Origin of the sequence: Bacteriovorax sp. BSW11_IV (genome assembly GCF_000447755.1) — a bacterium.
GTDB lineage: Bacteria > Bdellovibrionota > Bacteriovoracia > Bacteriovoracales > Bacteriovoracaceae > BSW11-IV.
The window spans coordinates 103,829-130,063 of sequence record NZ_AUNE01000050.1 but is presented as its reverse complement, the minus strand read 5'-3'; the positions used below and the strand labels follow the sequence as shown (position 1 = coordinate 130,063).

The following is a 26,235-nucleotide window of genomic DNA, read 5'->3' as shown; positions in this document are numbered from 1 at the left end:
TAAGATTAAAGCTTATAATCTTGAGGAAAAGTTGCCGATAAGCGTTTAAAGGATTTGTTAATTGGAAACTAAAAACCACAAAATTTTATTCATAGATGATGACATCTCAATTCTCGAATTGTTTGGAGTCATCATTGAAAATATGTATGGTCCAAACTCCATCGACAAGGCCCAGGGTCCAAAAGATGCGATCAATTTTTTAGAAGAAAATCAAAACAGTTATTCACTCATTATTTGCGATTACGATATGCCTCCTCAGGGTACAGGCCAAGAAGTCTACGAATATTTAATGAGTAAAAAAATTGATATACCTTTTGTTCTTTTCACTTCAAGAACACAAGAAGATATTCCATTTATTCAATATGTAAAATCTTCAAAATTCTACTATATGAATAAGATCACAAGGCCTAAGGATTGGCAGAAAAAAATACAAGAGATATGCCACTCCTATAATGATCTAGAAAATGAAAAGCAATCTCAATTTAAGGCCGTTCGTTTCTATCATTTTATGCGACACTCCCTTTCTCACTGCGATGTTCATATAAAATTAGCGGATGAAAAATTTGTCAAAATAATCAATGCCAATGAGCCTTATACAAAAAGTACAATAGAAAAGTATCACACAAAAGGTGTTTCCCATCTTTATATTAAAAACGAAGACTATGATAATTTTCTTGAAGAATTATCTGAAATATCTTTTTTGGCCATGCCTCATAAAGATGATGACTTTATAACTGCGGCCAAGAAAAACCATGAAATATTAGGCAGTATGATTAAGTCATTAGGCGTGACTAACTATACTTTAAATCTTGCTTCTCGAATGAGTGAACAGGTACTGAGTGAAGTCTCAAAAGATGAGGCCCTTAAACCTTTATTAGACAAGATTGTCCGCTCACATGACTATTCTTATGATCATACATTTTTGGCCACTTGTTTTACGACCGCTATTTGTAATGAACTCAATCTGGATAGTGGCATTATCAAAAAACTATCACTCATCTCACTACTTCATGATATTGCCATTACAGATCCAAAAATTTGTAAACTTCATGACCTGTATCCAGAAGAGCTTCAAACACTGAATAAAGATCAATTAAATGAATTAGAAAGTCATCATTATCTATTTGAAAAAATAAGTTTGAATAATGATGTCGTAAGTGATCTTGCCAATATTCAAAAGCATCATCACCTTGGTCAAGAAAAGTATCCCTTCCCTCCGGCCATTGGTTTAGAAAGAGCGAATATACTTCTTAGTATCTTCTGTGTTGCCCATACCTTTGTGGTTGAAATCTACAAGTCTGATTTTAACAATGAAGATATCCCTAAAATTTTGGCCAAAATTAAGGCAATCTACCATACCTCCAACTTTGAAAAGGCCACATGGGCCTTGGATCGCGTAACCCTAGTGAAGAAGAATACCTGATTGTAGCGGTTTGACTCTAAATAAATAAGAAATAATTAAATTAAGGTGAAAGCGTTTTTTGCACGATAATGGGTTATAATTATTTAGAATTAAAGAATTAAGGAGAAGCTCATATGGCCATTAAGATCGAAATAGATGTGGACCTACAAGATATCGTTCCTGGTTTTTTAGAAAATAGGTCTAAGGATTTAGTTGAACTTCATCGTGCAGTGGATGAATCTGATTTGAAAACAATCGAAAAAATTGGGCACAAAGTTGCTGGAAGTTCAGGTGGGTATGGTTTCGATGAGCTTGGTAAAATGGCAAAGGAATTAGAGCTAAAGGCCATGGATGGAAAATTTGAAGAATGTGTAGAGCTTATCAATAAGATTGAAACACATTTGAAAAACGTTGAGGTCGTATTCGTAGAAATGGAGTAACATGGCAACGAGTAAAAGTAAGTCTATTCTTATTGTAGATGACGATCCTGATTTAAGAGTCTTTTTTAGAAAGCTCCTAGAAAATATGGGCCACGAAGTTTTTGAGGCCACAAATACAACTGACGCTGCTAACCTTGTTGAAAAGGTTGTCCCTCACCTCATCCTTCTTGATATTAATCTAGACGAAGAAAAAGGTTTTGTTCTTCTCGAAAAATTAAAACAATTAGACCCCTATCAAAGAATAAAAGTTATCATGGTTAGTGCGAGTACTGCCAAAAAAGATATCGCTAATTCTAAAGCTTATGGCGTACATGGTTATCTTGTAAAACCTGTTACAAATAATCAGCTCGTAACTTTAATGAAGAAGTTACAAGCCCAACTTAATTTTCCAAATTATATCATCCCTGAAGGACAAGAAAATTTACATGTTAAGGCAAAATGCTTTGGTCAAATGTCTAAGGTGAATGAGCTTTCATTCAAATTTGTTTCAAAAATCAAATTCAATCTCCCTCACAAGTTAGAATGTAGTTCATCTTTCTTTGTAAAACATAACATTAAACACGCGCAGTTCACAATCTTTTTTCCTAGTGTTTCCATTACGCCAGGTTTGTATGAAACTAGAGTTCAGTTCATTGGTCTCAGTGATAAAGATATGGTGGCCATCAGAAAGGTCAAAACGAAAAAGGCATAAGGGCAATGTATCAAAAAAAGAAAGTACTTGTAATTGATGATGATGAAGATATCAATAAGTACCTTGAAACAAAGTTCAAGCTAAACAACTACGATATCCGTTGTACGGATAATACTGAGAGCTTTCTCAAAGAACTGGTGACCTTCAAACCGAATCTTATTCTAGTTGATCTTAACCTCAATGGTAAAAATGGTTTCGGTTATAAAATCATCGAAACAGTTCGCAAAAAGATGGGGCCAGAACTTATTATCATTATTATGTCCCGTAGAAATAACCATGAAGATATTATTAAAGGGCTTGAAGATGGTGCGAATGATTACATCACAAAACCTCTAGATGAAGTTATCCTCTTTTCTAAAATCAAACTCTTTCTTGGTCAGGAGATCAATCCAGAAGAGGAATTGGCCTTCTACTCTGTTCCTAAGGGCGATAATGACTTTGAATTTCATGTGCCTTTAAAAGTCAAAAGAATAAGTGAAACGGGTATGACTCTCTTTAGTAGCGCCCTAATGGCAAAAGAGACATTAATCATTCTAGAAGGCGCCCTCGCGAATATTATATCGCCTCAAGGAGCTGTTAAATTTGTCGTAAAAGACGTAACCATTGATAAAAGACAAAACGGCTTTCTTATAGAAATTGAATTTGATCCTGATGAGCACAGTGCTGTCATTAGAAATGTTAGAAAGCTACTTTTAAAAGTGGCCCCAATGACGGAAGAAGACCTCCATAAACTCTAGGCGGCCTTCGGGTCCATCATATTTTTCACAACACCTAAAAAAGTATTTTGATCAAAGGGCTTATTCATAAAATATGAATTGCGTTGATCTTGTTGATAAAACTCTTTCAAGCAATTATTGTGAGAAGATATATAGATAATGGGAACATTTACCTGTAGAAGATTTCTCAAGATTTTTCCAACCTGAAATCCAGTAATAGAATCTAAAAACACATCGATAATTACGAGATCAACCTTTTCTTTAACAAGATAATTGAGGGCATGATATTCGTTGCTAAAAAGCTGATATTCACCGATTTCGCCTTTTGTAAGGTAGTGGTTCATAAGATCAAGCATGTCTGAGGAATCATCTATAACGAGAATATTGGGCCTTTTATTTTCACTCATAATTCATCTCCCTTAATCTCAGTATAAAGCATTTAGAATTTGTATAAAGTTTTAAGATTGACCAAAAAGAGAGAATCTAATTGTCTGAAATATGGAATGTTAAAATGAACATTAGATAAGGCATTTGGCAACAAATGTTGCCGATAAGTACTATGAAGTCGCAATCTCTGATATATAGGGCTTCCACTTACCTTTCCAAACATTAATCGATGCCTCAATCAATGTTCCAGATTTCGGGTGAACTTCAATTGTACAATAACTTAATTGAACTGTATTCATATGCAGAGCTGCATCAATTGAAGGAATCGCATTCCATGTTCCTGTATTAAAGTAGAACTTTCCTTCGGGAAAGCGTCGCCATTCTTGAAGATGGGTATGCCCCATGATTACAGTATGAATAGAACTATTGCGCTTAAAAATCCTCTTCGCTTGTTTCTCATAACGAGGATATATAGTAATTTGCTTCAAGACTCGCAAAGTCGTTTTGAAGTTTCTGTTTTGCTTTGTATAGCTATCAAAACTAGTGGAGATTAAGTAGCGAAGAACAGTGATCACCAACTTCCAAAAAAAAGTAAAATCATGCAATAAGCACCACTTCACATAAGAGCTCATTGGACGAACCTTATCTATATAGGGGCGTTCTTTTTTCAACACTGGTAATACTGAAATACAAAATAAACTTCCCCACGGTAAATTTAAAATAGATTTACCATTTGGACCTTTCACAAAAAAGTCCTTAGGAGGAACTGTATTAATGGCCTCAAAGCGATGGCCATGTTCGATGTGAATTCCATCTTTGACAAATGTTTCAGTAAAATCTACATGATGTCCCACAAGATCACAAAAAACTTTCTGTGCCTCTGGAAACGCCATTCCTGCATCGTGGTTACCGATTACATATGTTACTTTCTTATTTGGAGTTGATAAGAATTCTTTTAATGCCGCAAAAAACTTTGGATGCCCCTTTCCTATACTCTTAAGGGAATCACTTGTGACTTCAGCATCGATGATATGTGTAAATATACCTTCATGATCAATTTGAATGAGATTTAGAATATCGCCATTTAATACCAAATGAATAGAAGATAAGTAATTGAGTCCGCTTGAATAATACTCGCAAAACTCATAAAAACGATCATCTTCAAAAAAGTCTTCTAGGATATTAAGCTGACCATTTCTGAGGTAGCGCCCTTTCCCTAAATGAAGATCTGAAACAACAAGATAGAGCATTACTCCTCACTTACAAGATCATTGGCCGCACAGACTTTGCCACGACCAGATTTCTTGGCCGCATACATCATACGGTCAGCAATACTTATAATTTGAGTGCGAGAGTTTGCATTTTCTGGAAAATTAGCGATCCCTACAGATACAGTGAGACGAAATGTTCCTTCACCCTTATGACCTTCTTCATTAACTTTAAATTCTTTATTGGCAATGGCCCCGAGGATACGCTCCCCTACAATGCGAGATATTGTCAGTGTCGAGTTTGGAATAATGAGAACGAACTCATCTCCACCATATCGATAGCAAAGGTCCTCATCTCGCGTACAATCCTTAATAATTTTGGCAACCTCTTGCAATAAAGAGGTTCCAACCAAGTGGCCGTGACCATCATTAACATCTTTGAAATGATCAATATCAATGAATACAACTGAGAAAGATTCATTCACATCTTCATATCGTTTGATACTCTCATCAATATCAAGTGAAAATTTCCTCTGATTATAAAGACCAGTCACATCATCAATATGAACAAGATTTTTTAATTCAGAAACTTCGCTATAGCGATTTAGTTTTACAAAAGTTGTTTCAAGATATTGTGATAAATAATCCAAAACAATGGGATTAATACTTTTACTCGATTTAAAAATTCCGAAATATTCTTGTTTTTCAGTATTTCCGCATTTAATCACATAGTACTGTAGATCGTTATTTTGATCTACGAACCACTTCTTATCATAAGAGTCCCACACCTTTTCAAGCAAGGGTTGAATTTCAGCTGAATCATAAAAGATGGCCTCTTTTTCTTTATTCCAAAAACTTCTGAAATGTTTTTTTAAATCTTTGGGTCTGACCTTCCTCTCGATACTCACAGAATAAACGAGCATAGGAGAACAGAAATATTCTGTTTGAAAAAAGCCATCGAAGAGCTCAAACAACTTCTTAACTGTGTCGACATCATCTGAAGTACAGACGAAATCTAAGAGCTTTTTATAGTCCTTACTTAGTTCTTCAATACTCAATTTAATACCTATTCTTTATGTTCTTTCTCTTCACCTGTGTATTCAACATCATCTTCAAGAAGTTTGATCGAACCGCGAAGAGTTTTCATAATTTTATCTAATCTTTCTTCAATCTTAACCTTGTCATCTTTAAGCTTCTGCTCTCTGATTGCGACATTTTCCATATTGAATTCGAGAGCATCAATCTTACGTTTTAGCTCTAAGATCTTCATGTCTCTACTCTTCACTTTAGATTCAGAATCCATTGTGACGAGTTCCAGTTGGCTTTCGAGTTCTTTTTCTCTTTGTTTTACTTTATTTATATCAATATGAATTTTGCTTGCGAGCCTATCAATCTCTTTTTGAGCATTCTTGGCCCTCTGCTCGTACATATCCTTCTTTTCTTCACTCAATCGCCACTGATAACGCAACTCTTCCATTTCGGAAAGATGGCGCTTTTTCAAAATTGAGAGTTCAATTTTCAATTCATCAAGTTCGGCATCAGTAGTCGTTTTATCTTGGTCTTTGAGTTTCAGTTCACTTTTTAAAGAGTCTATTTCTTTTAGAAATTCTTCTCTTTCTTCTCTCAACTGGCGAATCGTTCCCTGTAGTCTTAGGAGTTCATCCTCCGCATATTGAGAAACACTTACAATTTCTTCCCTCGCGACTTGAGGTGTCGCAAAAGCAGTTTGTGTTTGAGAATTAGCGACTGGTGGCGCAGCTATTTCTGTCTTTATCTCAGAAAACTCTAGAATTGTGTCTTCATCTCTTTCTTGTTCAATTTCACTTTCTAAGACAGCATCAGTAGATGTAATACTCTTAGTCGGCTCATTGATTTCTTCAACACTTGAAAAATCAAGTTCTTCAACCCCATCTAGATCTTTACCTAGATCAGAAACCATATCGGCCAATGATGAGTCGTTATCACCGTTATCCGCAAATAACATTGTATTTAAAGTCTTATCCAATTCATCTTCATCAATTTGATGTGATCCAGTCGAAACGACTTTTGTTTTGGCCAAATCTTCTTCGTCTTCATCTTGACCAGCAAAGAGTAAATCCACATCAGAAAACTCATCTGAGATGGATTCCTCAGCATTTATCTGCTCAGAGGCGCCAAATTCAATTTCCTCGATTTCTCCAAGGTTATCACCCAGATCATCATTGAAATCATCTGAACCATCAATTAAGTCATCGCTGGCCGATAATTCATCTAAATCATCAGAAAGGTCATCCCCTAGATCATCAGAAAATCCTCCATCAAGATCATTTGATAAATCATCATCCATACTGGCATCAAGGCCATCTAGCCCGTCTGCATCCATGGCCATTGCATCGTCTAGCTCTGATTCTTCTGAAAGAAAATCTTCTTCTATTTCCTTCATTTCCTCTAGTTCTTCAGACGCTTGTGCTTCTATTTCCTCTTCTACAGGAGAAGGTGTTGCTTCTTTTTTTCTATTGAAGTCAATGTCAGAGTTATCTTGTGGCATATCAGCATTATATTGAAAATTATCATCGGCCCCACCAAGTGCGATGCCAGGAGATGATCCTTCAGACATTTCAAAATTAAGGTCATTACTGCTGTCGGCCTCAACTGTGAAACTTTCATTTTCACTATTATCTTCACTCAGAGTAAGACCGCCGTCCGAGACATCCATTTCAAGATCATTGTCATTTTCCACAACACTACTGAGCTCTACACTGTGACCAGTTGCATCTCCATCAGGGATGTTAAATTCCAATCCTTGTTGTTCATCTTTGTCATTCTCAGACATATTACTTTCCTCTGCTTTATGAAAACTCTGGTAATCATCTTCAAAATCGTTTGAAGTGCTCTCATCACCAAACACTGCATTGATGATTTCATTCACTCTCTCAAGCGCCTGGCCTGTTTTAATATCAGGGGCATCGTTCACATTGATATTGAACGTTGATGACTCAAGTTCGTTAACCAAAGTGTTCACAATATCTTTTTTCAATGGGAGGTATAGAGTGTGGTCGAAATTTAGGGCAGGCTCTCCTGCACATAATACAACAACTTTTATAGCACTCTTGCCTTCTACAGCTTGCAAAGCAGCATCCAGAATTGGGAAATCTTGCTCCCCATCTAGAAATAAGACCCCATGTTCTGATATATTTGTTGGCAATGTGTCGGGAGTTAATAAGGAAACCTCGCTGTCACAACAGCTTTGAAGCTCTTTATAAATTTCCGTACTCCCTAAATAATACAATGCCATAGGCTTCAAGACTCCCTCAGACCTCATTCAAAGGCGTAACTCTATGATAACTCAAGACCTCGCCCAACTCAAAGAGATTAAACTCTCAAAAAATAAAGGGTTTTCATATTGATATATCGTCATTTTATGAACTAAAATTGAGGTAATTATTTTACTATTATAAAAGAACCAATACCCAATAAAAATCGTCAACTACGGAAGCAGCATGATGAAAAAGAACCTTGTTATTTTGATGGCCCTATTCTTTGGAACCAATGGATTGGCCCAAGATGGATTTATGCCAGAAAACATTTTACAGATGGATGACTATTTTACTCACCATCTTCTTGTTGCCGAGAAGTCAACACACTCACTCCACCTTTTCGCAAACGAAAATGGATTACCAAAACTTGTAAAAACATTTCAAATGGCCACAGGTAAAAAGGCCGGAGATAAAATTTTCCAAGGTGATCACAGAACACCTGAGGGAATTTATCACTTCACAGAATTCTTACCTCACGAAGAGCTATTAAAGCGCCACGGTAAGGCCGGTGAAATCTATGGAGTTGGTGCGTTTGTTATGAACTACCCTAATCCCATTGATGAAAGAGATGGCAAAACTGGTGGTGGAATTTGGCTCCACTCAACAAATGATGAGACAAGAATTGAAAAGGGCCTAGATTCTAGAGGCTGTATCGTTGCTCACAACGGTAATCTTATAAATATCTCTCAGTATATCGAACTTAACCGTACAAATGTAATCGTTGTTCACAATCTGAAATTTCTCCCAACAAAGACATGGGAAACGAATAAAGCAGATATGCTTGCAACAGTGAATGATTGGGTTGATGCTTGGACGACTGAAGACTTTGATCGCTATATCTCTCATTATTCAAAAGAAGAATTCAAGGATAAGTCAAAAGGTAGTTACCAGGCCTACCGCAATTACAAGAAGGCCGTTTTTCAAGCTCCGGGAACACCGAAGATTTCCCTAGAAAACGTTTCAGTAATGAGTGCAGAAGATTATGCGGTTGTAACATTTAAGCAAAACTATGAATCAGCAACAATTAAAGACATTGGTAAAAAAATTCTTTATATGAAAAAAGATCAGTACTACAAATGGAAAATTGTAGCTGAAATTTGGACAAAACAAGGAATCGAAGAAGAGGAAGAAACTCAAGTCGCCTTCCAACCAAAAATGAGATTTTTCACAACAACAAATCCTTCACAAATTTTAGGAGAAGGTTTCGTTGAGCACAAAACAACTGAGAATAATTAGAAATGGAACAAAAAGCACTCGCAAAAGATAAATTCTCCTTCATCGTCTATGAGGGAGAAAATACCCCAAGATATTTTGAGATTAAGAAAGCGGCCATCCGCTTTCTTTTTTTCGGTCTACCATTCATAACTGTCGCTTCATTAATTGTGACTGTTGCTATGGTTATCTACTTTAAGGAACTAAGAAACTCAGCTCTAAGAAAAGAGCCAGGAGTTATTAAGGAGCTCAAAGAGAGAAACTTAGAGCTTGAGCAAAAGCTCGAACAAGTGGCCCTATTAAATAAAGAATTTGAGTCAAAGCTAACGTCTTCAACATCTGCCTCTTCTGGAACAGGTCTTAGTAAGCTTTCATTATTTAAAACGACACTTGGACAGCTTGATAAAACAAATCCACCACAATTTTCAATTGATGATGCAGAAATTTTATCAGACAAGACAAATATCGTTTTCAAATTCAATCTTAGAAATGTAACTGAAAATGGTGGTCGTGTATCGGGTTACTTGCACGTACTTGCAAAGGTTAATGGTGCCTACCACCGTTACCCGCCGCTAGTAACAACAACTGATGATTTTGCAATTGACTTTAATAGTGGTGAATCTTTTGCGACTTCACGCTTTAGACCAGTTGAGGCCACATTTACAAATCTTGGAGCAAGAGGAAAGGTTGTATTTCAAGTTCTCATCTTCTCAAGAACTGGTGACCTTTTACACAGACAAACTATCTCAAAAGAAATTTAAAAGCTGAGACTAATATGGCCGAATATATTGAAATAAAACAACAGGAATTCTCTTTCTTTGGTAAAGGAAGCTCTATCACAGGTAAATTCAATTTGCGTGGTACGACAAGACTTTCTAGCTCTGTAGAAGGTGAATTAACTATGACTGACTCAAGTGATTTAACTATTGAAACTGAAGGTCAATTTCTTGGGACTATCAATTGCCATAATGTTGAAATTCACGGTCGATTCTCTGGAAAAATAAACGCAACAGGAAAGGTTACTATCTTTCCTTCCGCTTTTGTAAAAGGTGAACTCATCGCCCGCTCAATTAATATCGGGCCTGGCGCAAGCGTAAATATCAATGGACATACATTAGAAAAATAAAAAGGGCCTTACGGCCCTTTTTTTATAAGAAGTTTTTGAATGAAACGACTTTTACGTTTTTAAATTTCTTCTTCAGATCTTTTGCTAGTGACTTATCACCAACAATAACAATACTCTGCTCATTCCAATTAAAGATTTGTTCAGTTGTATTTGCAACTTCTTCTTTTGAAGTTTTAAGAATTTGAGATTGAAGATTATAAACATCGCTATACGGTCTTCCCAAGTGATCCATGAACATTAATTCATTTAAATATGAAGATGTTTTCTCAAATCTAAAAGGATCACTTCCCGCTAAACTATTTTGTACGAAATCAAAGCTTTCATTATCCATTGTTGTCTTTACATCTTTAAGTGTTGTTTCAACAACATTTAAAAGCTCCATCACATTTTCATTTTTTGTGAAAGTGGAAATCACTGAACGACCATAATCTTTCTGTCCACCAGAATAAGCGGCCACACTATAAACCAATCCTCTATTTGTTCTAAGCTCTCTCATTAAACGAGAAGTAAAACCTCCACCAAGGTAGTGGCCAGAAAGAGCAAGTGATGCTCTTTTTTCAAACTCTCCTTTATTTAGAAAGCGTCCCATACGTATTTGAGCTTGGTTAGCATTTGGAACTGTAACTAGAGTAACTTCAATCCCACTGCTTTGAACTGGCTTATAAGTAATTTCTCTAACTTTCTTAGCTTCACCTGTCCAACCGCAATCTTCATTGATGATTCGCTTGATTGAAAGAACATCTTTTGGACCTGAGAGATAAATCCTCTTCAGAACGTCTTTGTTGAAATAATTTAGTTTGTCCTTAAGGGCCTTCGAATTTAGCCTATCCCAATCCTTCAATTTACCATCTACAGGGTATGAGTATGGGCTACCATCTAGAGAGATTTCTCTAAATGCATTTGATGCAAGCGCCGAGTGATTTGAAGAAAGGTTTCTTGCTTCGTTTTTACTTTTCTTAACAAGATTATCTAACTCAACCTTAGGAAAAGTAGCATCTGCAAAGAGATGACAAATCTTTCTCATTGTTGGATCAATATCTTTAACGAGCCCAGAAATTTTAAATGTAGAGTATTCGTGATTGACATCACCACCATAACTCACACCGTAGAAATCGAGATTCTCAGCAATATCTTTCTGAGAAAAACGTCTTGTTCCTGCGTCAATTAATGAGAACATAAAACGAGTTTCACCTTTGTGAGACTGGTCACTCAATGCTCCATCAGCAAAATAGATATTGATATTATATGTTGGATAGCGGTTATCTTTTAACCAAACAACCTCAATACCATTCCAATTAAACTTCTCAACATCTGTGTCCATAGCATTTGCACTTGTAATGGCCGCTAGACATAAAAGAGAATTAACTATTTTTTTCATCACGATTCCTTACTTGTTAGGGTGCTTATTCCAAATTGATACAAAAATCTTTTCGTCATTGAAGACTTCTTTACAGACCTTCATCACTTGCGAAACAGTAATGGCATTAATGATATCAATTTCTTTTTTATAAAAATCATAACTACCTGCAAAGAACTCATTATTACCTAGGAATCTTGCAACTTCTGCATTTGTTTCAAGAGAGCCGTAGTATTGAACAAGAAATTGATTTTTTGTTTTCTGTAGAGTTCTTTCACTAATGGCCTCATCACAGATATTACGAGTCATTTTTTCATAAGAATTTTTAAATGAGCTAAGGCTAACTTTATGAAGAAGTTCTCCATAAATATAGAAAACACCATTATTTTTCATTGTATAATTGGCAACATAGGTAGCACCTAGCTTTGGATGCTTGCCTTTTGTCCACAATTGATTCAAATAACTACTCTCACTTTGTCCCAAGATAGAAGAAAGAATATCTAATTGGTATGACTTATCCGATCCAACAGGCTCGCCTTTGTAAGCAATCATAAAAATCGGGTTTTCACTCTGTCCATGAAGACGAATCTCATTTTCAAACTTCTTTTTAAATTGATAGTGCTTAGGAGCATCTTTTTCTCGTTTGTACTGAGCTAAATTCTCACTCTTTTTGATAGATCCAAAAGCACTTTTAATTTTGCTATAAACATCACTGGCATCAACATCTCCAGAAATAACGATTATGGCATTGTCTGGAGTATAGAATCTTTTGAAGAAGTCCATCATCTGATCGCGATTTAGATTTTCTACATCTTTTTTATCCCCAATTACAGAACCGCCATAAGGAGTTCCTTTGAAGACATCTTTCATCATCGCAAGATATAGTTTACCCTTGTCACTATTTTCATAACGCATCTTTCTTTCTTCTAGGACAACTTGTCTCTCTTTTTCAAAAGACTTCTCTTCTAGAAGAAGATGCTGAAGACGATCAGATTCCATATCAATGATTTTATCTAGTGATGCTTTTGGGAATGATTCATAGTAAACAGTGTTATCAAACGTTGTATAAGCATTTGTAGAGCCACCATTACGTTCGATATAGGTATCAAATTCACGCGGGCCATATTTTTTGGCGCCTTTAAACATCATGTGCTCTAAGAAATGTGTGGCACCAGTGGTACCATTTTCTTCATACCTTCCCCCAACATCAAAGAAAGTATAATAAGAGACAATAGGTAGACGATTGTTTTCATACACAAGCAGCCTAAGGCCATTGTCTAAGGTAAACTTTTTAACATCCAGGTCTAGATCAACTTCACTTGTATGAGATTGCTGCTGATTATGCGAGCAACTTGCAGTAAATACTAAAGCAACAAGCAAAGAAAAGATTTGAAATTTTCTTTGTAACATTCTCTACTTCTCCATTAAAATATAAGAAAGTATAAATAGAATAAAAACATGCACAAGTTTTGACAAGTTTATGAGCACTTATAATGATAAATCAAATACAGTTACAATACTAGGATCAGGAACAAGTACTGGTATCCCAATTATTGGCTGTAAATGTTCCGTTTGTTTGTCTGAAAATCCTAAAGACAAAAGGCTTAGAACAAGCATTCTCATTGAGACAAAGTCGAATAAAACAATTCTTGTCGACACAACACCCGACTTCAGAACTCAAGCATTGCGTGCAAAAATTGACCACGTTGACGGTGCTATCATCACACATGACCATGCAGATCATGTTCATGGCATCGATGATCTTCGCCCTCTTTGTTTTGGGCCGCCTCCAAGAAATATTCCTGTATTTGTAGAAAAGAATATTAAAGAACATTTAGAAGAGAAGTTTCCCTATATATTTAAAAGAGAATCTTATTTTTCAAAAGGTAGACCTATCCTTGGTGGAGGAATACCAAAACTTGACCTCCATGAAGTGAAAATAAATCAAGAAGAAAAAATTCTCGAAGAAGACTTTATCTTCTTCTCTCTCCCCCACGGTCATACAAATTCACTAGGCTTCTACCATCAAGGTTTTGCCTACATCATTGACTGCGAGAGTATTCCGGAAGAAGTTTTAGCAAAATTAGAAGGATTGAAGGTTGATCTTCTTATTATAGATTGTGTTAAATCAGGAACACATAACACTCATCTTACATTTGAAAAGGCACGAGACTATATCGAAAGAACAAAACCAAAAAGAGCAGGTCTTATTCATATGGGTCATGGACTTGGACATGAGCAACTAGAGAAGATGTGTAATGAAATTAAATGTTCTGACGTCTTTCCAACATACGATGAACAAAAACTAAAATATTAATTGGGAAGCTTCAACTTTTTTAAACTGACCAATTGCGAGATCCCCTAATCTCATTTTACCAATACCTGCCCTAACAAGACGTAGTGTCGGGTGACCAATCGCCGCAGTCATACTGCGAACCTGGCGGTTTTTCCCCTCGACAATAGTTATCTCTAACCAACTCGTAGGTACATTTTTTCTCTCTCTAATAGGAGGATTTCGATCCCAAATATTAGGCATATCAATGATACGGGCCTTACAAGGAAGAGTTTTATAACCACCTTTAATAGTCACGCCTTTTTGTAACTCCTTCATACTTTCTTCACTAGGAATCCTTTCAACTTGGACCCAATAGGTTTTTTCTTTTTTAAACTTGGGCGAAGCGATCTTATTTATCAGATCCCCATCATCAGTGAGAAGTAAAAGACCTTCACTATCTTTATCCAAACGTCCAGCAGCATAGACATCCTTTGGAAGATCAAAATCACATAGTGCCATTTCATCTTCACTGGACTTCGTAAACTGACAAAGAACGTTAAAAGGCTTATTGAAGAGAATATAGGTCTTTGACTGTGATTTTTTTACGCTGAAATTCTCTAATGAAAACTCAGGATTACAATGAATAACAATTTCTTTATCCTCAATAGGATCATGAAATTTGAAAAAACTGGCATGCAATAATTGTCCATCAACTTTATACTGCTGATTTACATTATTTTGGCCATAGAGTTCATCGCCTAGAATAGGAAAATTTCTCAGAGCACTTTGAACTCTAATTTGATGCATTCTGCCCGTGACTAATTCAAATTCGATTAAAGAAAGATCATTGCTCGATTTTAAAAAACGGTATTTAGTGATTGTTTTCTCCCCGCCTGATTTTACGGGAACCATTTTTTCAATACGACCCACTTTTTCTTTTTTTAAAAAATCTTCAAGAACCCCCTCATCTACTTGAGGTCTACCAACACAGATGGCCTGATAAATTTTTACGGCCTTTCTGTCTGAAAAAACACTTGCGAGTACAGGATTTGCGGCCTTTGATTTTGCAAAAAGTACAATTCCTGATGTTTGAGCATCTAGCCTATGGTGAAGAGCGATATAGGGTTCAGAATCTAACTTATCACGTTGTTTAATAAATGATTTCAAAGCACTGAAAAGATTTGGTCTATTGGGATCTAGTGTTTGATGAACAGGCCATCCACTTTTCTTATGAACAGCAATATAATTATTGTCTTCGAATAAAATGTCTGAGAATGAAATCCTGATTTTCATGGATTCATTATATATTAAAAATGTTAGTTAATCTCTTTCTTTATCACAGCTTTTTTTATCGACGCTATAGAACTCTTTTCTGTTTAATAAATCAGCACGAGATTTTTCGATATTGAGAAGATGATTGATTTTTTTTATGCCCTCTTTATCAAAGATAGAATCACAAATCGCATCACTCATCTCAATATATTTAATAAGAAACTTAACGGCCTTTTTCTTACCATTAAAATTCGAACTGGCACTGGCCATATAACTGACTTCTTTTACAGATTTCGTATACTCACCTATTTCTTTAAACCCTAGTGTCGCCGCAGTACCGTAAATTCTATCAACAAGTTGACCACATTCTTCAAAGTAGCGTGCATTTTCCATTTTGGATTTAATAATATTAGAAATGGCCGTCGTCATGAGATGGCGAATCTCTTTTATCTCATCGACAAAAAACGTTATGGTCTCGCGATCCATAGTGCTCTCCGCTTTACAAATAATCTTGTAATTCGATTCGACAAATGAGCTAAATATATTAAATAATATTCTTTAACTAATACGTAATTACGGCAACTTAATTAAGCATCTGTAAGAATTTTAAGGGAGAGAAAACTCCATTTCTAATTTGTCTGCGCCCATTAATCTTTTGAGTCGAGGCCTTAATAACCATGTCTCTAATCTCATCCACAGTTAGCCAAGGCCTAATAGAAAGGGCCAGTGCAATTGTGGCAGCAATCATGGGAGTTGCAAAGCTAGTGCCCGTTGATCTAATAATATTGCCATCACCAGCTAGACCAAAAATTTCTTCACCATAAAAAGCAGTCATAATGATGCGTCCATAGGCCCTTTTGATTTCATGGTTTAGATTTACACTCGTCACGGAAATAACATGTTTCAAGTCTGCGGGATAGTTCGGGTCAAGCGTTTGATCCCTATTATTGTTATTACTAGAAGCGCCCATTAGGACGACATTTTTTTGATAGGCCCTATCAATAGCATCTGTTAAGTACTTTAGAGATTTTTGAACATCGTTATCCACGAAGCGAAAAAAGCTCTTATAGTCACGACTAACACCAAGACTCATATTGATTACTCTTGCTCCTCTAAGAACAGCGTAATCAATAGCATCGGCCAGTTTTTTTACATAGAGATCATCAAAGTGATTGTCTCCAGTTGTAATTTTTAAAGGAAGGACTTTAACTCTGTAATCATTCTCACAGCGAGAACCCGAGATTGTAGTCACAAGAGAGCTTACAAACATTTCATGAAAACCAATTTCAGAGAAATCTGTTCCATGTCCTGTTGAGAAGTTTACACCGTAATAATCATCAACAATGCCATTATTGTCATCATCAATGCCATTGTCAGGAATTTCTTTTTTATTGAGTGCTAATGCACCAGGAAAGTCTTTAGGATTAACTCCATCACCAATTACGGCCACAATAATTTCTTCACGAGCACTTTGTGAAATCGCTTTTATTTCATCAAAATTAATTCTCTCCGTTATATCCTTGTTTAGCTCTTCGATTTTTGGCAACCAAGGAAGCTCTTCACATGAATGTGTAACTTGAGAAACTAAAATAAGTGTTGATAAAATAAAATTACGAATCATAAAACCTCAAAAAAAAATGAGGGTCTCTAAAGACCCTCACCGAATTAATTATTCAGCGTCAAAAAGAAGAACGGCTTCAAGAAGATCTAAATCAGAAGCGGCACTTTCTGGATTTGCAGCTCTAAGATCAGAAGCAAGTCTTTGAAGCTCTGGAGATAGTTCAATATCCATCCCCTCTGATTCCGCCATAAGAGCAAAAGTGATTTCACTTTCGATCATATCTTGGTTTCTACCATTTGTTAGAATGTCTGAAGTAAGAAGCATCATTGTTGAAGCAACTAGACCGTCAAAGAATCCATCTCCATAGTCTGAACCAGAGTGAGTATGAGGTGTATCTCTACAAACAGTCACTCTTTCACCGTAACGATTTGTTCTTGTTCTACAGCTTCTCTCTACGTGAGCAAAAGCACTTGTTGTCATAAGTCCTACGAGTAAACCTGCAACTAATTTTTTCATTTTTCCCTCCATTAATACGCCCTAAGAGCGCAAGTAGTTTTTTATCAAATTCTTGTTGAATTCTGATTCTTCAATCAATTTATATTCATAATCAAAAAGTTCAGTGAAAATTTCTCTTAAAATACTTGTGAGATCATTCAACTCTTCTTGTGCTTTTACCATTTCATCAGTAATAACACTTTCGACCTCATTTCCTTGAGGGATTCCATATCCCGTCCCTTCAATATTTTGCCCAAAAACGATCATATTTTTTAATTCAACAATTCTCTTGAAGATATTCAATGAATCTCCAGATAATTTATCAATCGACACATTTTCTTGAACAAAGTTTAAAATCTTATTCGACGTAACAAAATGAGCATGTGTTTCGGCCACATATAGACCAAGAACTGTTTTGCGAGTTGGTTTGGCCTCTAATACTTTCTGAATGATCTCACGACGCTTAAATACGTCTAGATCTGAGTACTTTTCAATATCCTTTACACGATATGTAACTTCACGCTCTTCATCGTGTCTATCGCCGCTATGATTGCGTACCATTTTCTTGGCCTTAAAATATCTCGGGTACTGCTTGTAAACGAATTGAAAGCCCTCGTCCAATTTATCAAAAAAGCTCTCATATAATAGCCCTTGAGAAACAGCACTCTTTCTATCAGCTAAGATACTTTCATCAATTAGACCTTTCTTTTTTAAAAATTTCTTAATTCCAATTGGTGTTGCGACTTCTTTATCATAGATATAACTTTCATCATACGCGACTTGCAGTAATCTAAAGGCCTCATCGGCACAATTATTAGTGAAAAAATAATATCTTCCAGAATATTCCCAATAAAGATTTAAGAAATGGTTTACGAATCTCTCTTTTTGATTTGGAGTAAGTTTTAATGGATAACTTTCCAGGTCTCTAAATTCAGCGCGATTGTATTGTCTTTTCATTGAATCAATATCTGAAACAACAATATCAGCGTTATATTTACCAAATATACCTTTGAGCATATTGAGGTTTTCATCCCCATTTTGAGCAAGAAATCCAATAACAACATTTTCACCACGAATTCTGCAATCTTTTAAACTTAACTGCTTATCACAAAGAACAAACTTAAACATTGAGTGCCCAAATCGACTCATGATCGCTTGACCTTTAGATGCAAAAAGGTAATGAATTTCACGAACACGTTCCATGTCCATATTCACAATTTTATTAATCTGGGTGTCTGAAAGTGAAATCATTCTATTTTGTTCTAAACACTTTTGTTCAGGATAAGGCGTAACGCTAAGTAGTGATTCAAATGCCTTATACAAATTTGGTCGACGACATTTAAATTGAGAATCTAAAATGAAATATTCAAAATTAACGGCCACAAATTCACGTGTATTTGTGTACTCATATTTATTTGGTGATCTCATTGGAAAAGAATTAAAGTTTTTTTTCTTTCTGTCTAAATCGAAAAACCCTAAACTTTTAAATAGCTCATCGTTTTCAACTCTGTCTTTTTTATTCTTTGTTAAATCATAAGCATGAAAGGCCTCGTGAATAACAGTACTCACAAATAGTTTTTTATAACTTTTATGCTTACAAGAGTAATCCTCACGATCCAATTCACTAACCAATGCTCTTTCAAGTAAGGCCTTGTCTAGAGACACCACACCATTTTGATATTCTCCATAGATATAAGGAAGTTGATCACAAGGAGTGTTCAGTGCATTTTTGTTAAGTGATTTTACTTGGAATTTAATAGCAGAAGACTTTATCGAATTAGCTATTTTTGCAGGAAGATAAGAAAGAGAATATTCAATAAGTTTTTTTTGTGTTGAATTAGCATTTGAAATCACAACGTCTGCAAACGCTTGTTGTCCAAATAGAATGGTCAATAAGATAAATAATTTTGACACAAAAAACCTCGCTTATGACTGGCATTTTTATCATAAAAGCGAGGATTTAAGGTTCTCTATGAAATTTTTTTACTGTGTTGTCAGAAAGTGACAGAACGCACAACATGCTGAATTCAATGGGAAATTACCATTCTCCAGTGTTCTGCATCTCGGCCCATGGACTAGCTGGTGCCAGTGGTTCACCTTTTTGTAAGAGCTCAATTGAGATTTGATCAGGTGAGCGAACAAAGGCCATATATCCATCTCTAGGAGGTCTAAGGATTGTCACTCCCATACTTTGTAAATGAGCACAAGTTGCATAGATATCATCAACACGAAAGGCCATATGACCAAAGTTTCGACCGCCAGAATAGGCTTCTTTTTGATCCCAATTATATGTTAATTCAACCTCGTGAGAAGTGATTCCATCACCAAGATAAACAAGAGTAAAGCGACCGGCCTCATATTCTTTTCTTCTTAGCTCTTTTAGTCCAAGTCCTTTTTCAAAAAAGTTCATTGATGCATCGAGATCTTTAACACGAACCATTGTATGCAGAAATTCCATATATCCTCCAAGTATTCTTATTGATTGAATTAGAAAAACAGTCTTAATTCTAAATCAACTCTATCATACTTTGGAGTGTTTTGTCCTTCGACAACACTTTGCATACTTAAATCAAGCATGACTGGTGCCATGAATTTTCCAGTTTGGTACAATTTTACAGTAGATATATTTAATCCAAATTTCAAAGTATGAGTTTCTGTATCCGAGTTTTTGGCAAGATATTCATTGGCAAGTTCGTATTGAGAAGTATATTTCGATTTTTCTTTTTGAGAGTAAGTGTAACTTGAATATGGACTCAACCAACTAAAAAGCTCTATAGCAAAATGTCCTGTGATATCTATTTTGTTTCCAAGTTTTTCTTTAAAAATACCTTTTTTATCAGATAGCGGATATTCATCGTCCTCAGGGATTCGCAGCTCTTTTGTACTTTCAAATTGATGAGTGTATCTACCGCTTAGAGATAGATCGGCCTTTTCGTTGAAGATTTTAACACCACCACCAAACTCAAAGAACAGGTCAGTTTGCCCATCTCCAAATGCTATATCTTGTAAAATATCAGGATCATCAATACGCCCAGTTGGTAAAATGGCCCCTAATGTTGCAGCTAGACCTGCAGTTTGCCAATTTGTAAGTCGATAAATCATTCCAACTTCGGCATCTCCAAATCCTTCACCCTTCCAATCACCAATTGGTTTATAACCATAGTAATTAACTGCTATTGATTGAAGTAAACTCTCCTTAGCGTCTGGTAATTCTTTTGTTAATTGGGAAAGTAGATTTGAAACTTCTGAAGCTTCACTTTCATAAATTTCTTTGGCCACAGATGAATGATTATTCCCTTTGTTTCTAATGAGATTAAATTTTACATCGGCCTTGTAATAAGGAACAGAAGCATACAAGGTAACTCTATTCGTTAGTCCATAGCCTAATCCATATCCATTAACTTGAACATTTGCCGAACCTGATCCTTCATATTCTCCGAAGGTAAAATCATTATAGGCCTTCTCACTAATGCGCTTTAATTCATCAAAGTAAACTTCAGTCGCACTATTTAAGCTGTGTAATGTTTTGGCATCAAAATTTTGTTTTAGAAAATATGAAGACTCTTGGCGATTACTTCCATAGGACGAATTCACTTCGCCAGTTTTAACATATCTAAAAGCAGCAAGGCGAACACCCTTAGGTAAAGTGTCGTAATAAGCGCCATAGCTCACATTCATAATGAATAGATTTAAGATAAGAAATCTCATTTTCATGGCCTATTTTTACCACAAAAACGCATCGCAGCATCGTCGTAAATAAAAATTACATTGTTCGTTATGTAGCTGAAATTACAATTGTAATTCTTTCAATCCCCCTTTTTCAGGATCTAAAGCGATGATATTTACGCACCATGACAAAATACTCAAAAGTAACAAATTTTTTGCTCCTTATAGGTCTGACTTTATCTCTTTCTTGTCAGAAAGAGAGTATCACACCAATTGCACCAGCACAGACAATCGTCGAACAAAGAAATGATGCTCCAATTAAGATGAGCTACCCAATTGTAAATATGGGCGTGGATAGAATTGGCGGAACAATAAGAAGAGTCCCACTGATTGGTGGAATTTTGAGAAAGTTTACAGAGGTCTTTGCTGATATCACGATTAAGGCCAAAGGAACTGTTGTAGATATTGAACCGACCCACTTTTCATTTCCAGAACTAGATGATGTAGATTTTGATATCATCAAATTCATTAATCTCGATAATGTCGTCTTGAAGATCAATGATGTAAAAGAAAAAAAGAAGAATATTGATTTTATTAAAAAAATGAAAATTCATCTTACAGTATTTGATGACATTGAAGGAGAAATGAAAGTACGTATTCTCGAATTTGATAGAGAAACGAGCACTGATAACTGCAATGGTAAGTGCATACGAATGGAAGTCGTAAAAAGTAATTGGAAAGAAATCCTCTCTCAATATAGAGATTTTATAATTTCCGTTGAATTAATTATTGATAAAGTTCCAAAATCTGAAATGACCATTGATGGACTTATTGATTTTTCATTGGCCATTGATCTAGGCTTCTGATTAAGAAAAGAATTCATTCAATAAGGCCGTGAGCTTATTGCGATTAATAGGCTTACTCACATAATCATTCATACCAAAAGCAACACATTTTTCTCTCTCACCAACCATAGCATTTGCAGTTAGAGCAATAATAATTGCTTTTTTTCCTTTCTCATGTTCTCTAATTTTTTGCGTGGCCGTGTAACCACTCATAACAGGCATCTGACAATCCATAAAAATGATATCAAAATCTCCGCGTAAGAATTTATCATAGGCCTCTGCACCATTATTGGCCATTTCGATGAGAGTAAAGCCCATCTTTTCTAAAAGCTTTTTAGCGACAGTCATATTAATTGGATTATCCTCTGCGATGAGAACACTATATTTACTAGGATCAAATTGTATTCGCTGCTCTTCTACAATACGGACCATACCTTGAGGAGCGAGCAAAGGAATTCTAATCGTGAATGTCGTACCAACACCTTCTTCACTTTCAAATTTATAATGTCCATTCAATAGGCGTATGAGCTCTTTTGTAATAACCAGTCCCAAACCTGTCCCACCAAAGCGGCGTGAAGTTGAGGAATCGGCCTGACTAAAAGATTGGAATAGTTTTTGAATTTCTTTCTTAGAAACTCCAATTCCGGAGTCACGACAAATGAATTCAATATATTTCACATTCTCTATTTCAATGGTATCAACAGCAAGCTCAACCTTACCAACATTAGTGAACTTCACAGCATTACTCAAGACATTCGTTAAGATTTGTCCGATTCGATGAGGGTCACTATTCACTAAACCAGGTAAATGTTCCGAATAGTATAGTTCTGTTTGAATATTCTTTTTACCTGCAATGAATAAAAATGGTGTGAGCTGAGTATCGATAACATCTCTTAAATTAAAATCGATATAATCAATATCTAATTTCCCGGCCTCTATTTTTGAATAATCAAGAATGTCATTTATAATTTGAGATAAATTATTCGACAAACCATTTATCAGACGCAATTTATCTAAGACATTTTCAGAGAGATTTTCTTCTTCTTCTAAAATACCTATTAAACCAATAATACCGGCAATTGGTGTTCTCACTTCATGGGATGTGTTGGCAAGAAATATACTCTTTGCTTCGTTGGCCTGTTTCGCATCTTTTAAAGATTCTCTCAATCTTTCAAACGAATAAACAAGAGCATTAGCGAGGAAGAAAACAATAACACAAGAAAGACCATAGATTGAAAACACAAAAAAGTGCATGCGAGAGTCATATTCACTCAAGCTTAGTAAAGTCCAAACTTCACCATAAATATTAATTTTCACATAATCTGATATGTAATCTTTGTTTTTATATTTCGCAATTTTATCGCCATCTGAATATCTTAAATCTGAAATAGTATCTTCAGATCTGTTTCCGAATTGATAAATATCAATTTTTAAATTGGGGTCTTTAAAGTGAGGCATATTGTAAAACAGCCAATCTTTACGGCTTGATGAAAAAACAACTCCTGCTTCTGTCACCAGACTATAAATATCTGTTGAACTATTCAAAATAAAATCAAAACTCTCGGCATTCATCTTTATGACAAAAACACCTAAAATTTCATTTTTATCAGAGTATACAGGGGCAGAATAATAAATCCCCCTTAGTTTAGTGGTAACACCAAGAGCGGCATATACATAGGGTCTCCCCTTCATGGCCTCTATAAAATAGGGGCGAAAACCATAGTTTTCACCAATGAGACTTTTATCTTCATCATAGCGAGTACTAGCGATCGTTTTACCACCCCTATTAATGACATATACAATAGAGGCACCAATATCTTCTCTTAGAAGTTGTAACTTATTTGCAAGCTTAGGATGCATTTGATTCTTTTTCAAAGAGAGCTTTAAATCTTCATCAAGTCTTGCAATATTTTTTGCTAAGGAATAGGCATGATTGTAGAAGAAGGTTGAACGAACAATCTGGGCCAATTGATTTAATTCAACTCTTTGTCTTTTATACAAGTCACCAACAAGGCGTTCACGAACAAAGAAATAACCCGTCACACCAATAAGCAACACAATTAGATTAGCGAGAGCAAATTTCATTATGAGAAATTTCTTTTCCAAATCATTTCCAATCTTTCAAACCGTATTTCTTTAATATACTTTCTAAGCTTCCATTTTCTCGAGCATTTTTAAAAGCACGATCTACAATCTCTGCGTATTTTCCGCTTTTCGGGTTCTTTGGTGAAAAAGCAATGTAGACTTTTTCTCCCTTCCCCTCACAACCTACATTCACTACTTCATCGCTCAACTTCATACGATTAAGAAGTCGATCCATAACGTTTCTATCCTCAACGATTAAATCAATATTTTTATTAAGAAGTTTTCTCACATTCATATGGGCTGAATCCGTATCGGAAACTAATTGAACTTTTGTACTATTATGACGGAAATAACCGTCTATTTTCTCCCCATATGAATAATATTTGATAGCGCCAATCGTTTGTCCCTCCAAATCCTTAAGATTTCTATATTTAACTTTTGATTCTTTGAAAGCATAAAAGCAGGAAAGCGAAATCCCCTGTTCTTCGTCAGGATAAATGAAATCTGGAACCTCTTCTTTTAGGGCCCCTATAACTCCTGCAACAAATCCCATTTGGGCCGATTTTACAGATTTCGCCCACGGCCAGATTTGATATTCGATAGTAATCCCTTCTTTGGCGAAGCTCTCTCTCACAACGTCCAATATGTATCCTTCATTACGACTTTTAGGAGAGCAATTATAAGGGCACCATTCATCAGAGCGCAAAACAATCGTCTCAGCAAAAATAGATTGCGCAAAAATAAAAGAATATAGAAGAAGAAGTTTTCTCATGAATCCTCTACATTAGAATTAAATACTCTTTAATTTTAACATAGAAGCTGAGTTTGGGGCCGAAGATTACTTTAAAGAATTTGCCTCAAGATTACCTCAAGGCAAATATAATAACTTAACTTTTAGATGCTAAATTCTACAAATACCAAGATAGAACATTCGCCCTGTTTTACCTGTAGTAAACATCTTCGCGAAATTCTCATATTTATCTGCACCCTCTACGTACAAACGACTATTACCATGAAGCTTGTATTTATTTTCAAGTGTCATTGCATTTACGTAATAAGGTGTTTTTGGTTTTAGTGTATACTCCAAAGACTCGAACGGTGCTACTGTAAAATAACTTGGCCTAATCCACTCTCCATCTTGATTGGTATAACGAACGGCAATGTTTAAGGTTTCGTTGCAAAAATTTACAACACTCACTCTTTCAACTTTAACCACAGCTGGATTAAAACTCATAAATGAGGACGTTTCTTCTGGTAGCTTTTCTTTTATATCATTTATTTCAGCAATAATTTTTTCAGTGAATTTATAACCACGATTATAAAGATCGCCAATCCCACCACTATGAACACCGATTAGAATATTATTTTGGAACTTGTCTTTACCAATAAGGCCAGAACCACTCATACCGCCTGTTGTATCACATTCGTAGGCCAAGTAATTATCTCCAACATATGTGGAATACGTACAAAAGCTTGTCCAAAGTGAATACTTTGCTTTATCAACTGGAAATCCAGAAATATAAAGCATCGAATCGTCAACATCACCTTTAACGCTTACAATGGGAATGGCCTTTTGAAGGGAATCAATATTATCTGAACCATCGTCACTGAGTTTTAAAAGAGCTATATCATAATCTGCAACAGGATATTTCAGATATTCTTTATGAAGATATATCTTTTCAACATTCATTAAAGTTCGAGTTGTCTTTAATTTATCTTCACCACTAATACTTTCCTGGCCAACGCTTGCGTAGATTTTATGAACAAACTCTTTTGTCTCACCGTCATAAACACAATGGGCCGCAGTTACAATATAGCGATCACCAATATATGTACCACTACAAGTGAATTTCTGATCTTGCTGACTTGCAAAATACACTTCTAAATATTGAGCATATTTGCGCTCTGATTTTTCATATTTAAATGACCCTAAACGATCATCAGATCCTATGATAATATTTCCTAATTTTGCCTGTGCTCTTGAATGAGAATCATCAATTTTACAAGAAGCGAAGTTAAGAAGAATGATCAATAGTGAGAGGTATTTCATAACAATTCCTAGAACAATATTTGCCGTAAGTATAAGGGGTTATGCTGCTTCTATCATTAAGGGAAGTAATACTTACAAATAGTGTTTAATACTTAGTCAGCTCAATAAATTCTTCACTCCCTTCATACTTTACACAATTTTTCCTCTATAG

The 26,235-nt window shown here is 35.5% G+C and carries 25 protein-coding genes; 9 read left to right on the top strand and 16 right to left on the bottom strand.

What is annotated here, in order from left to right:
• Positions 1 to 61: 61 nt before the first annotated feature.
• From M899_RS14430 to M899_RS14415, 4 genes are all read left to right on the top strand, one after another.
• Complete coding sequence (locus M899_RS14430; protein WP_021272152.1) at positions 62 to 1,423, top strand: response regulator; 1,362 nt, start codon at positions 62 to 64, stop codon at positions 1,421 to 1,423.
• Positions 1,424 to 1,536: 113 nt separating this feature from the next.
• The gene (locus tag M899_RS14425; protein WP_021272242.1) at positions 1,537 to 1,842 is read left to right on the top strand and encodes an Hpt domain-containing protein; all 306 of its coding nucleotides are present in this window, start codon (positions 1,537 to 1,539) and stop codon (positions 1,840 to 1,842) included.
• Position 1,843: 1 nt separating this feature from the next.
• On the top strand, positions 1,844 to 2,533 hold the full coding sequence (locus M899_RS14420) for a response regulator (protein ID WP_021272163.1): 690 nt from the start codon (positions 1,844 to 1,846) through the stop codon (positions 2,531 to 2,533).
• Between the two features lie 5 nt (positions 2,534 to 2,538).
• Positions 2,539 to 3,270 carry a response regulator transcription factor gene (locus M899_RS14415; RefSeq protein ID WP_021272201.1) on the top strand — a complete coding sequence of 244 codons (732 nt, stop codon included), beginning with the start codon at positions 2,539 to 2,541 and terminating at the stop codon, positions 3,268 to 3,270.
• On the opposite strand, the gene M899_RS14410 is transcribed toward M899_RS14415, so the two are convergent.
• The 4 genes from M899_RS14410 to M899_RS14395 form a co-directional block, all read right to left on the bottom strand.
• A complete protein-coding gene (locus M899_RS14410; RefSeq protein WP_021272187.1) occupies positions 3,267 to 3,656 on the bottom strand; it encodes a response regulator in 390 nt (129 codons plus the stop codon). The genes M899_RS14415 and M899_RS14410 overlap by 4 nt on opposite strands.
• 150 nt (positions 3,657 to 3,806) lie before the next feature.
• Positions 3,807 to 4,886, bottom strand: a complete 1,080-nt coding sequence (locus tag M899_RS14405; RefSeq protein ID WP_021272118.1) for a metallophosphoesterase — start codon at positions 4,884 to 4,886, stop codon at positions 3,807 to 3,809.
• The gene (locus tag M899_RS17985; protein WP_021272190.1) at positions 4,886 to 5,902 is read right to left on the bottom strand and encodes a GGDEF domain-containing protein; all 1,017 of its coding nucleotides are present in this window, start codon (positions 5,900 to 5,902) and stop codon (positions 4,886 to 4,888) included. Before M899_RS17985 ends, M899_RS14405 begins: the two co-directional genes overlap by 1 nt.
• Positions 5,903 to 5,910: 8 nt before the next feature.
• Positions 5,911 to 8,118 carry a hypothetical protein gene (locus M899_RS14395; protein WP_021272192.1) on the bottom strand — a complete coding sequence of 736 codons (2,208 nt, stop codon included), beginning with the start codon at positions 8,116 to 8,118 and terminating at the stop codon, positions 5,911 to 5,913.
• 205 nt (positions 8,119 to 8,323) lie between these two features.
• On the opposite strand from M899_RS14395, the gene M899_RS14390 reads away from it, so the two are divergent.
• From M899_RS14390 to M899_RS14380, 3 genes are read left to right on the top strand one after another with little or no spacing between them, the layout of a single operon-like run.
• Entirely contained in the window at positions 8,324 to 9,376 is a 1,053-nt protein-coding gene (locus M899_RS14390; RefSeq protein ID WP_034729627.1) for a L,D-transpeptidase family protein, read from the top strand.
• Between the two features lie 2 nt (positions 9,377 to 9,378).
• Positions 9,379 to 10,113, top strand: coding sequence for a hypothetical protein (locus M899_RS14385; RefSeq protein ID WP_021272110.1), 735 nt, complete (start codon positions 9,379 to 9,381; stop codon positions 10,111 to 10,113).
• A 14-nt stretch (positions 10,114 to 10,127) separates the two neighbouring features.
• Positions 10,128 to 10,478: a bactofilin family protein gene (locus tag M899_RS14380; protein ID WP_021272195.1), complete on the top strand. Its 351-nt coding sequence runs from the start codon at positions 10,128 to 10,130 to the stop codon at positions 10,476 to 10,478.
• Positions 10,479 to 10,500: 22 nt separating this feature from the next.
• Here the strand turns inward: M899_RS14380 and M899_RS14375 are convergent, their stop codons facing one another.
• Positions 10,501 to 11,856 (bottom strand): M16 family metallopeptidase, encoded by a 1,356-nt coding sequence (locus M899_RS14375; protein ID WP_021272248.1) that lies wholly within the window; start codon positions 11,854 to 11,856, stop codon positions 10,501 to 10,503.
• Between the two features lie 9 nt (positions 11,857 to 11,865).
• Positions 11,866 to 13,245 (bottom strand): M16 family metallopeptidase, encoded by a 1,380-nt coding sequence (locus M899_RS14370; protein WP_021272128.1) that lies wholly within the window; start codon positions 13,243 to 13,245, stop codon positions 11,866 to 11,868.
• Positions 13,246 to 13,315: 70 nt separating this feature from the next.
• Here M899_RS14370 and M899_RS14365 point away from each other — a divergent pair, with 70 nt between their 5' ends.
• Positions 13,316 to 14,152: an MBL fold metallo-hydrolase gene (locus M899_RS14365; protein WP_021272145.1), complete on the top strand. Its 837-nt coding sequence runs from the start codon at positions 13,316 to 13,318 to the stop codon at positions 14,150 to 14,152.
• Here M899_RS14365 and M899_RS18255 read toward each other — a convergent pair.
• The 7 genes from M899_RS18255 to M899_RS14330 form a co-directional block, all read right to left on the bottom strand.
• A complete protein-coding gene (locus tag M899_RS18255) occupies positions 14,141 to 15,403 on the bottom strand; it encodes a pseudouridine synthase (RefSeq protein WP_021272166.1) in 1,263 nt (420 codons plus the stop codon). The genes M899_RS14365 and M899_RS18255 overlap by 12 nt on opposite strands.
• Before the next feature lie 27 nt (positions 15,404 to 15,430).
• Positions 15,431 to 15,868, bottom strand: a complete 438-nt coding sequence (locus M899_RS14355; RefSeq protein ID WP_021272203.1) for a hypothetical protein — start codon at positions 15,866 to 15,868, stop codon at positions 15,431 to 15,433.
• A 97-nt stretch (positions 15,869 to 15,965) separates the two neighbouring features.
• On the bottom strand, positions 15,966 to 17,003 hold the full coding sequence (locus tag M899_RS14350) for a S8 family serine peptidase (RefSeq protein ID WP_021272176.1): 1,038 nt from the start codon (positions 17,001 to 17,003) through the stop codon (positions 15,966 to 15,968).
• A 48-nt stretch (positions 17,004 to 17,051) separates the two neighbouring features.
• The gene (locus M899_RS14345; protein WP_155897228.1) at positions 17,052 to 17,459 is read right to left on the bottom strand and encodes a hypothetical protein; all 408 of its coding nucleotides are present in this window, start codon (positions 17,457 to 17,459) and stop codon (positions 17,052 to 17,054) included.
• Positions 17,460 to 17,480: 21 nt separating this feature from the next.
• Positions 17,481 to 19,352, bottom strand: coding sequence for a lipoprotein N-acyltransferase Lnb domain-containing protein (locus tag M899_RS14340; protein WP_021272101.1), 1,872 nt, complete (start codon positions 19,350 to 19,352; stop codon positions 17,481 to 17,483).
• 124 nt (positions 19,353 to 19,476) lie between these two features.
• Positions 19,477 to 19,896, bottom strand: coding sequence for a VOC family protein (locus M899_RS14335; RefSeq protein WP_034729623.1), 420 nt, complete (start codon positions 19,894 to 19,896; stop codon positions 19,477 to 19,479).
• Between the two features lie 29 nt (positions 19,897 to 19,925).
• Positions 19,926 to 21,152, bottom strand: coding sequence for a hypothetical protein (locus tag M899_RS14330; protein WP_155897227.1), 1,227 nt, complete (start codon positions 21,150 to 21,152; stop codon positions 19,926 to 19,928).
• A 137-nt stretch (positions 21,153 to 21,289) separates the two neighbouring features.
• On the opposite strand from M899_RS14330, the gene M899_RS14325 reads away from it, so the two are divergent.
• Complete coding sequence (locus tag M899_RS14325; protein WP_021272140.1) at positions 21,290 to 21,970, top strand: hypothetical protein; 681 nt, start codon at positions 21,290 to 21,292, stop codon at positions 21,968 to 21,970.
• Here the strand turns inward: M899_RS14325 and M899_RS17980 are convergent, their stop codons facing one another.
• The 3 genes from M899_RS17980 to M899_RS14310 all read right to left on the bottom strand — a co-directional run bounded on the left by M899_RS17980 (position 21,971) and on the right by M899_RS14310 (position 26,084).
• Positions 21,971 to 24,034 (bottom strand): hybrid sensor histidine kinase/response regulator, encoded by a 2,064-nt coding sequence (locus M899_RS17980; protein ID WP_021272252.1) that lies wholly within the window; start codon positions 24,032 to 24,034, stop codon positions 21,971 to 21,973. It lies immediately after the preceding gene.
• A gap of 22 nt (positions 24,035 to 24,056) precedes the next feature.
• Positions 24,057 to 24,806, bottom strand: a complete 750-nt coding sequence (locus tag M899_RS14315) for a substrate-binding periplasmic protein (protein ID WP_021272098.1) — start codon at positions 24,804 to 24,806, stop codon at positions 24,057 to 24,059.
• Between the two features lie 129 nt (positions 24,807 to 24,935).
• The gene (locus M899_RS14310; RefSeq protein WP_021272165.1) at positions 24,936 to 26,084 is read right to left on the bottom strand and encodes a trypsin-like serine peptidase; all 1,149 of its coding nucleotides are present in this window, start codon (positions 26,082 to 26,084) and stop codon (positions 24,936 to 24,938) included.
• Positions 26,085 to 26,235 lie beyond the last annotated feature (151 nt).

Bases quoted from the DNA above. Each gene is read 5' to 3' on its own strand.
- M899_RS14425 (WP_021272242.1), top strand. From the start codon at position 1,537: ATGGCCATTAAGATCGAAATAGATGTGGACCTACAAGATATCGTTCCT.
- M899_RS14420 (WP_021272163.1), top strand. From the start codon at position 1,844: ATGGCAACGAGTAAAAGTAAGTCTATTCTTATTGTAGATGACGATCCT.
- M899_RS14415 (WP_021272201.1), top strand. From the start codon at position 2,539: ATGTATCAAAAAAAGAAAGTACTTGTAATTGATGATGATGAAGATATC.
- M899_RS14410 (WP_021272187.1), bottom strand. From the start codon at position 3,656: ATGAGTGAAAATAAAAGGCCCAATATTCTCGTTATAGATGATTCCTCA.
- M899_RS14405 (WP_021272118.1), bottom strand. From the start codon at position 4,886: ATGCTCTATCTTGTTGTTTCAGATCTTCATTTAGGGAAAGGGCGCTAC.
- M899_RS14395 (WP_021272192.1), bottom strand. From the start codon at position 8,118: ATGGCATTGTATTATTTAGGGAGTACGGAAATTTATAAAGAGCTTCAA.
- M899_RS14390 (WP_034729627.1), top strand. From the start codon at position 8,324: ATGATGAAAAAGAACCTTGTTATTTTGATGGCCCTATTCTTTGGAACC.
- M899_RS14385 (WP_021272110.1), top strand. From the start codon at position 9,379: ATGGAACAAAAAGCACTCGCAAAAGATAAATTCTCCTTCATCGTCTAT.
- M899_RS14380 (WP_021272195.1), top strand. From the start codon at position 10,128: ATGGCCGAATATATTGAAATAAAACAACAGGAATTCTCTTTCTTTGGT.
- M899_RS14375 (WP_021272248.1), bottom strand. From the start codon at position 11,856: ATGAAAAAAATAGTTAATTCTCTTTTATGTCTAGCGGCCATTACAAGT.
- M899_RS14370 (WP_021272128.1), bottom strand. From the start codon at position 13,245: ATGTTACAAAGAAAATTTCAAATCTTTTCTTTGCTTGTTGCTTTAGTA.
- M899_RS14365 (WP_021272145.1), top strand. From the start codon at position 13,316: ATGAGCACTTATAATGATAAATCAAATACAGTTACAATACTAGGATCA.
- M899_RS18255 (WP_021272166.1), bottom strand. From the start codon at position 15,403: ATGAAAATCAGGATTTCATTCTCAGACATTTTATTCGAAGACAATAAT.
- M899_RS14355 (WP_021272203.1), bottom strand. From the start codon at position 15,868: ATGGATCGCGAGACCATAACGTTTTTTGTCGATGAGATAAAAGAGATT.
- M899_RS14350 (WP_021272176.1), bottom strand. From the start codon at position 17,003: ATGATTCGTAATTTTATTTTATCAACACTTATTTTAGTTTCTCAAGTT.
- M899_RS14345 (WP_155897228.1), bottom strand. From the start codon at position 17,459: ATGAAAAAATTAGTTGCAGGTTTACTCGTAGGACTTATGACAACAAGT.
- M899_RS14335 (WP_034729623.1), bottom strand. From the start codon at position 19,896: ATGGAATTTCTGCATACAATGGTTCGTGTTAAAGATCTCGATGCATCA.
- M899_RS14330 (WP_155897227.1), bottom strand. From the start codon at position 21,152: ATGAAAATGAGATTTCTTATCTTAAATCTATTCATTATGAATGTGAGC.
- M899_RS14325 (WP_021272140.1), top strand. From the start codon at position 21,290: ATGACAAAATACTCAAAAGTAACAAATTTTTTGCTCCTTATAGGTCTG.
- M899_RS17980 (WP_021272252.1), bottom strand. From the start codon at position 24,034: ATGAAATTTGCTCTCGCTAATCTAATTGTGTTGCTTATTGGTGTGACG.
- M899_RS14315 (WP_021272098.1), bottom strand. From the start codon at position 24,806: ATGAGAAAACTTCTTCTTCTATATTCTTTTATTTTTGCGCAATCTATT.
- M899_RS14310 (WP_021272165.1), bottom strand. From the start codon at position 26,084: ATGAAATACCTCTCACTATTGATCATTCTTCTTAACTTCGCTTCTTGT.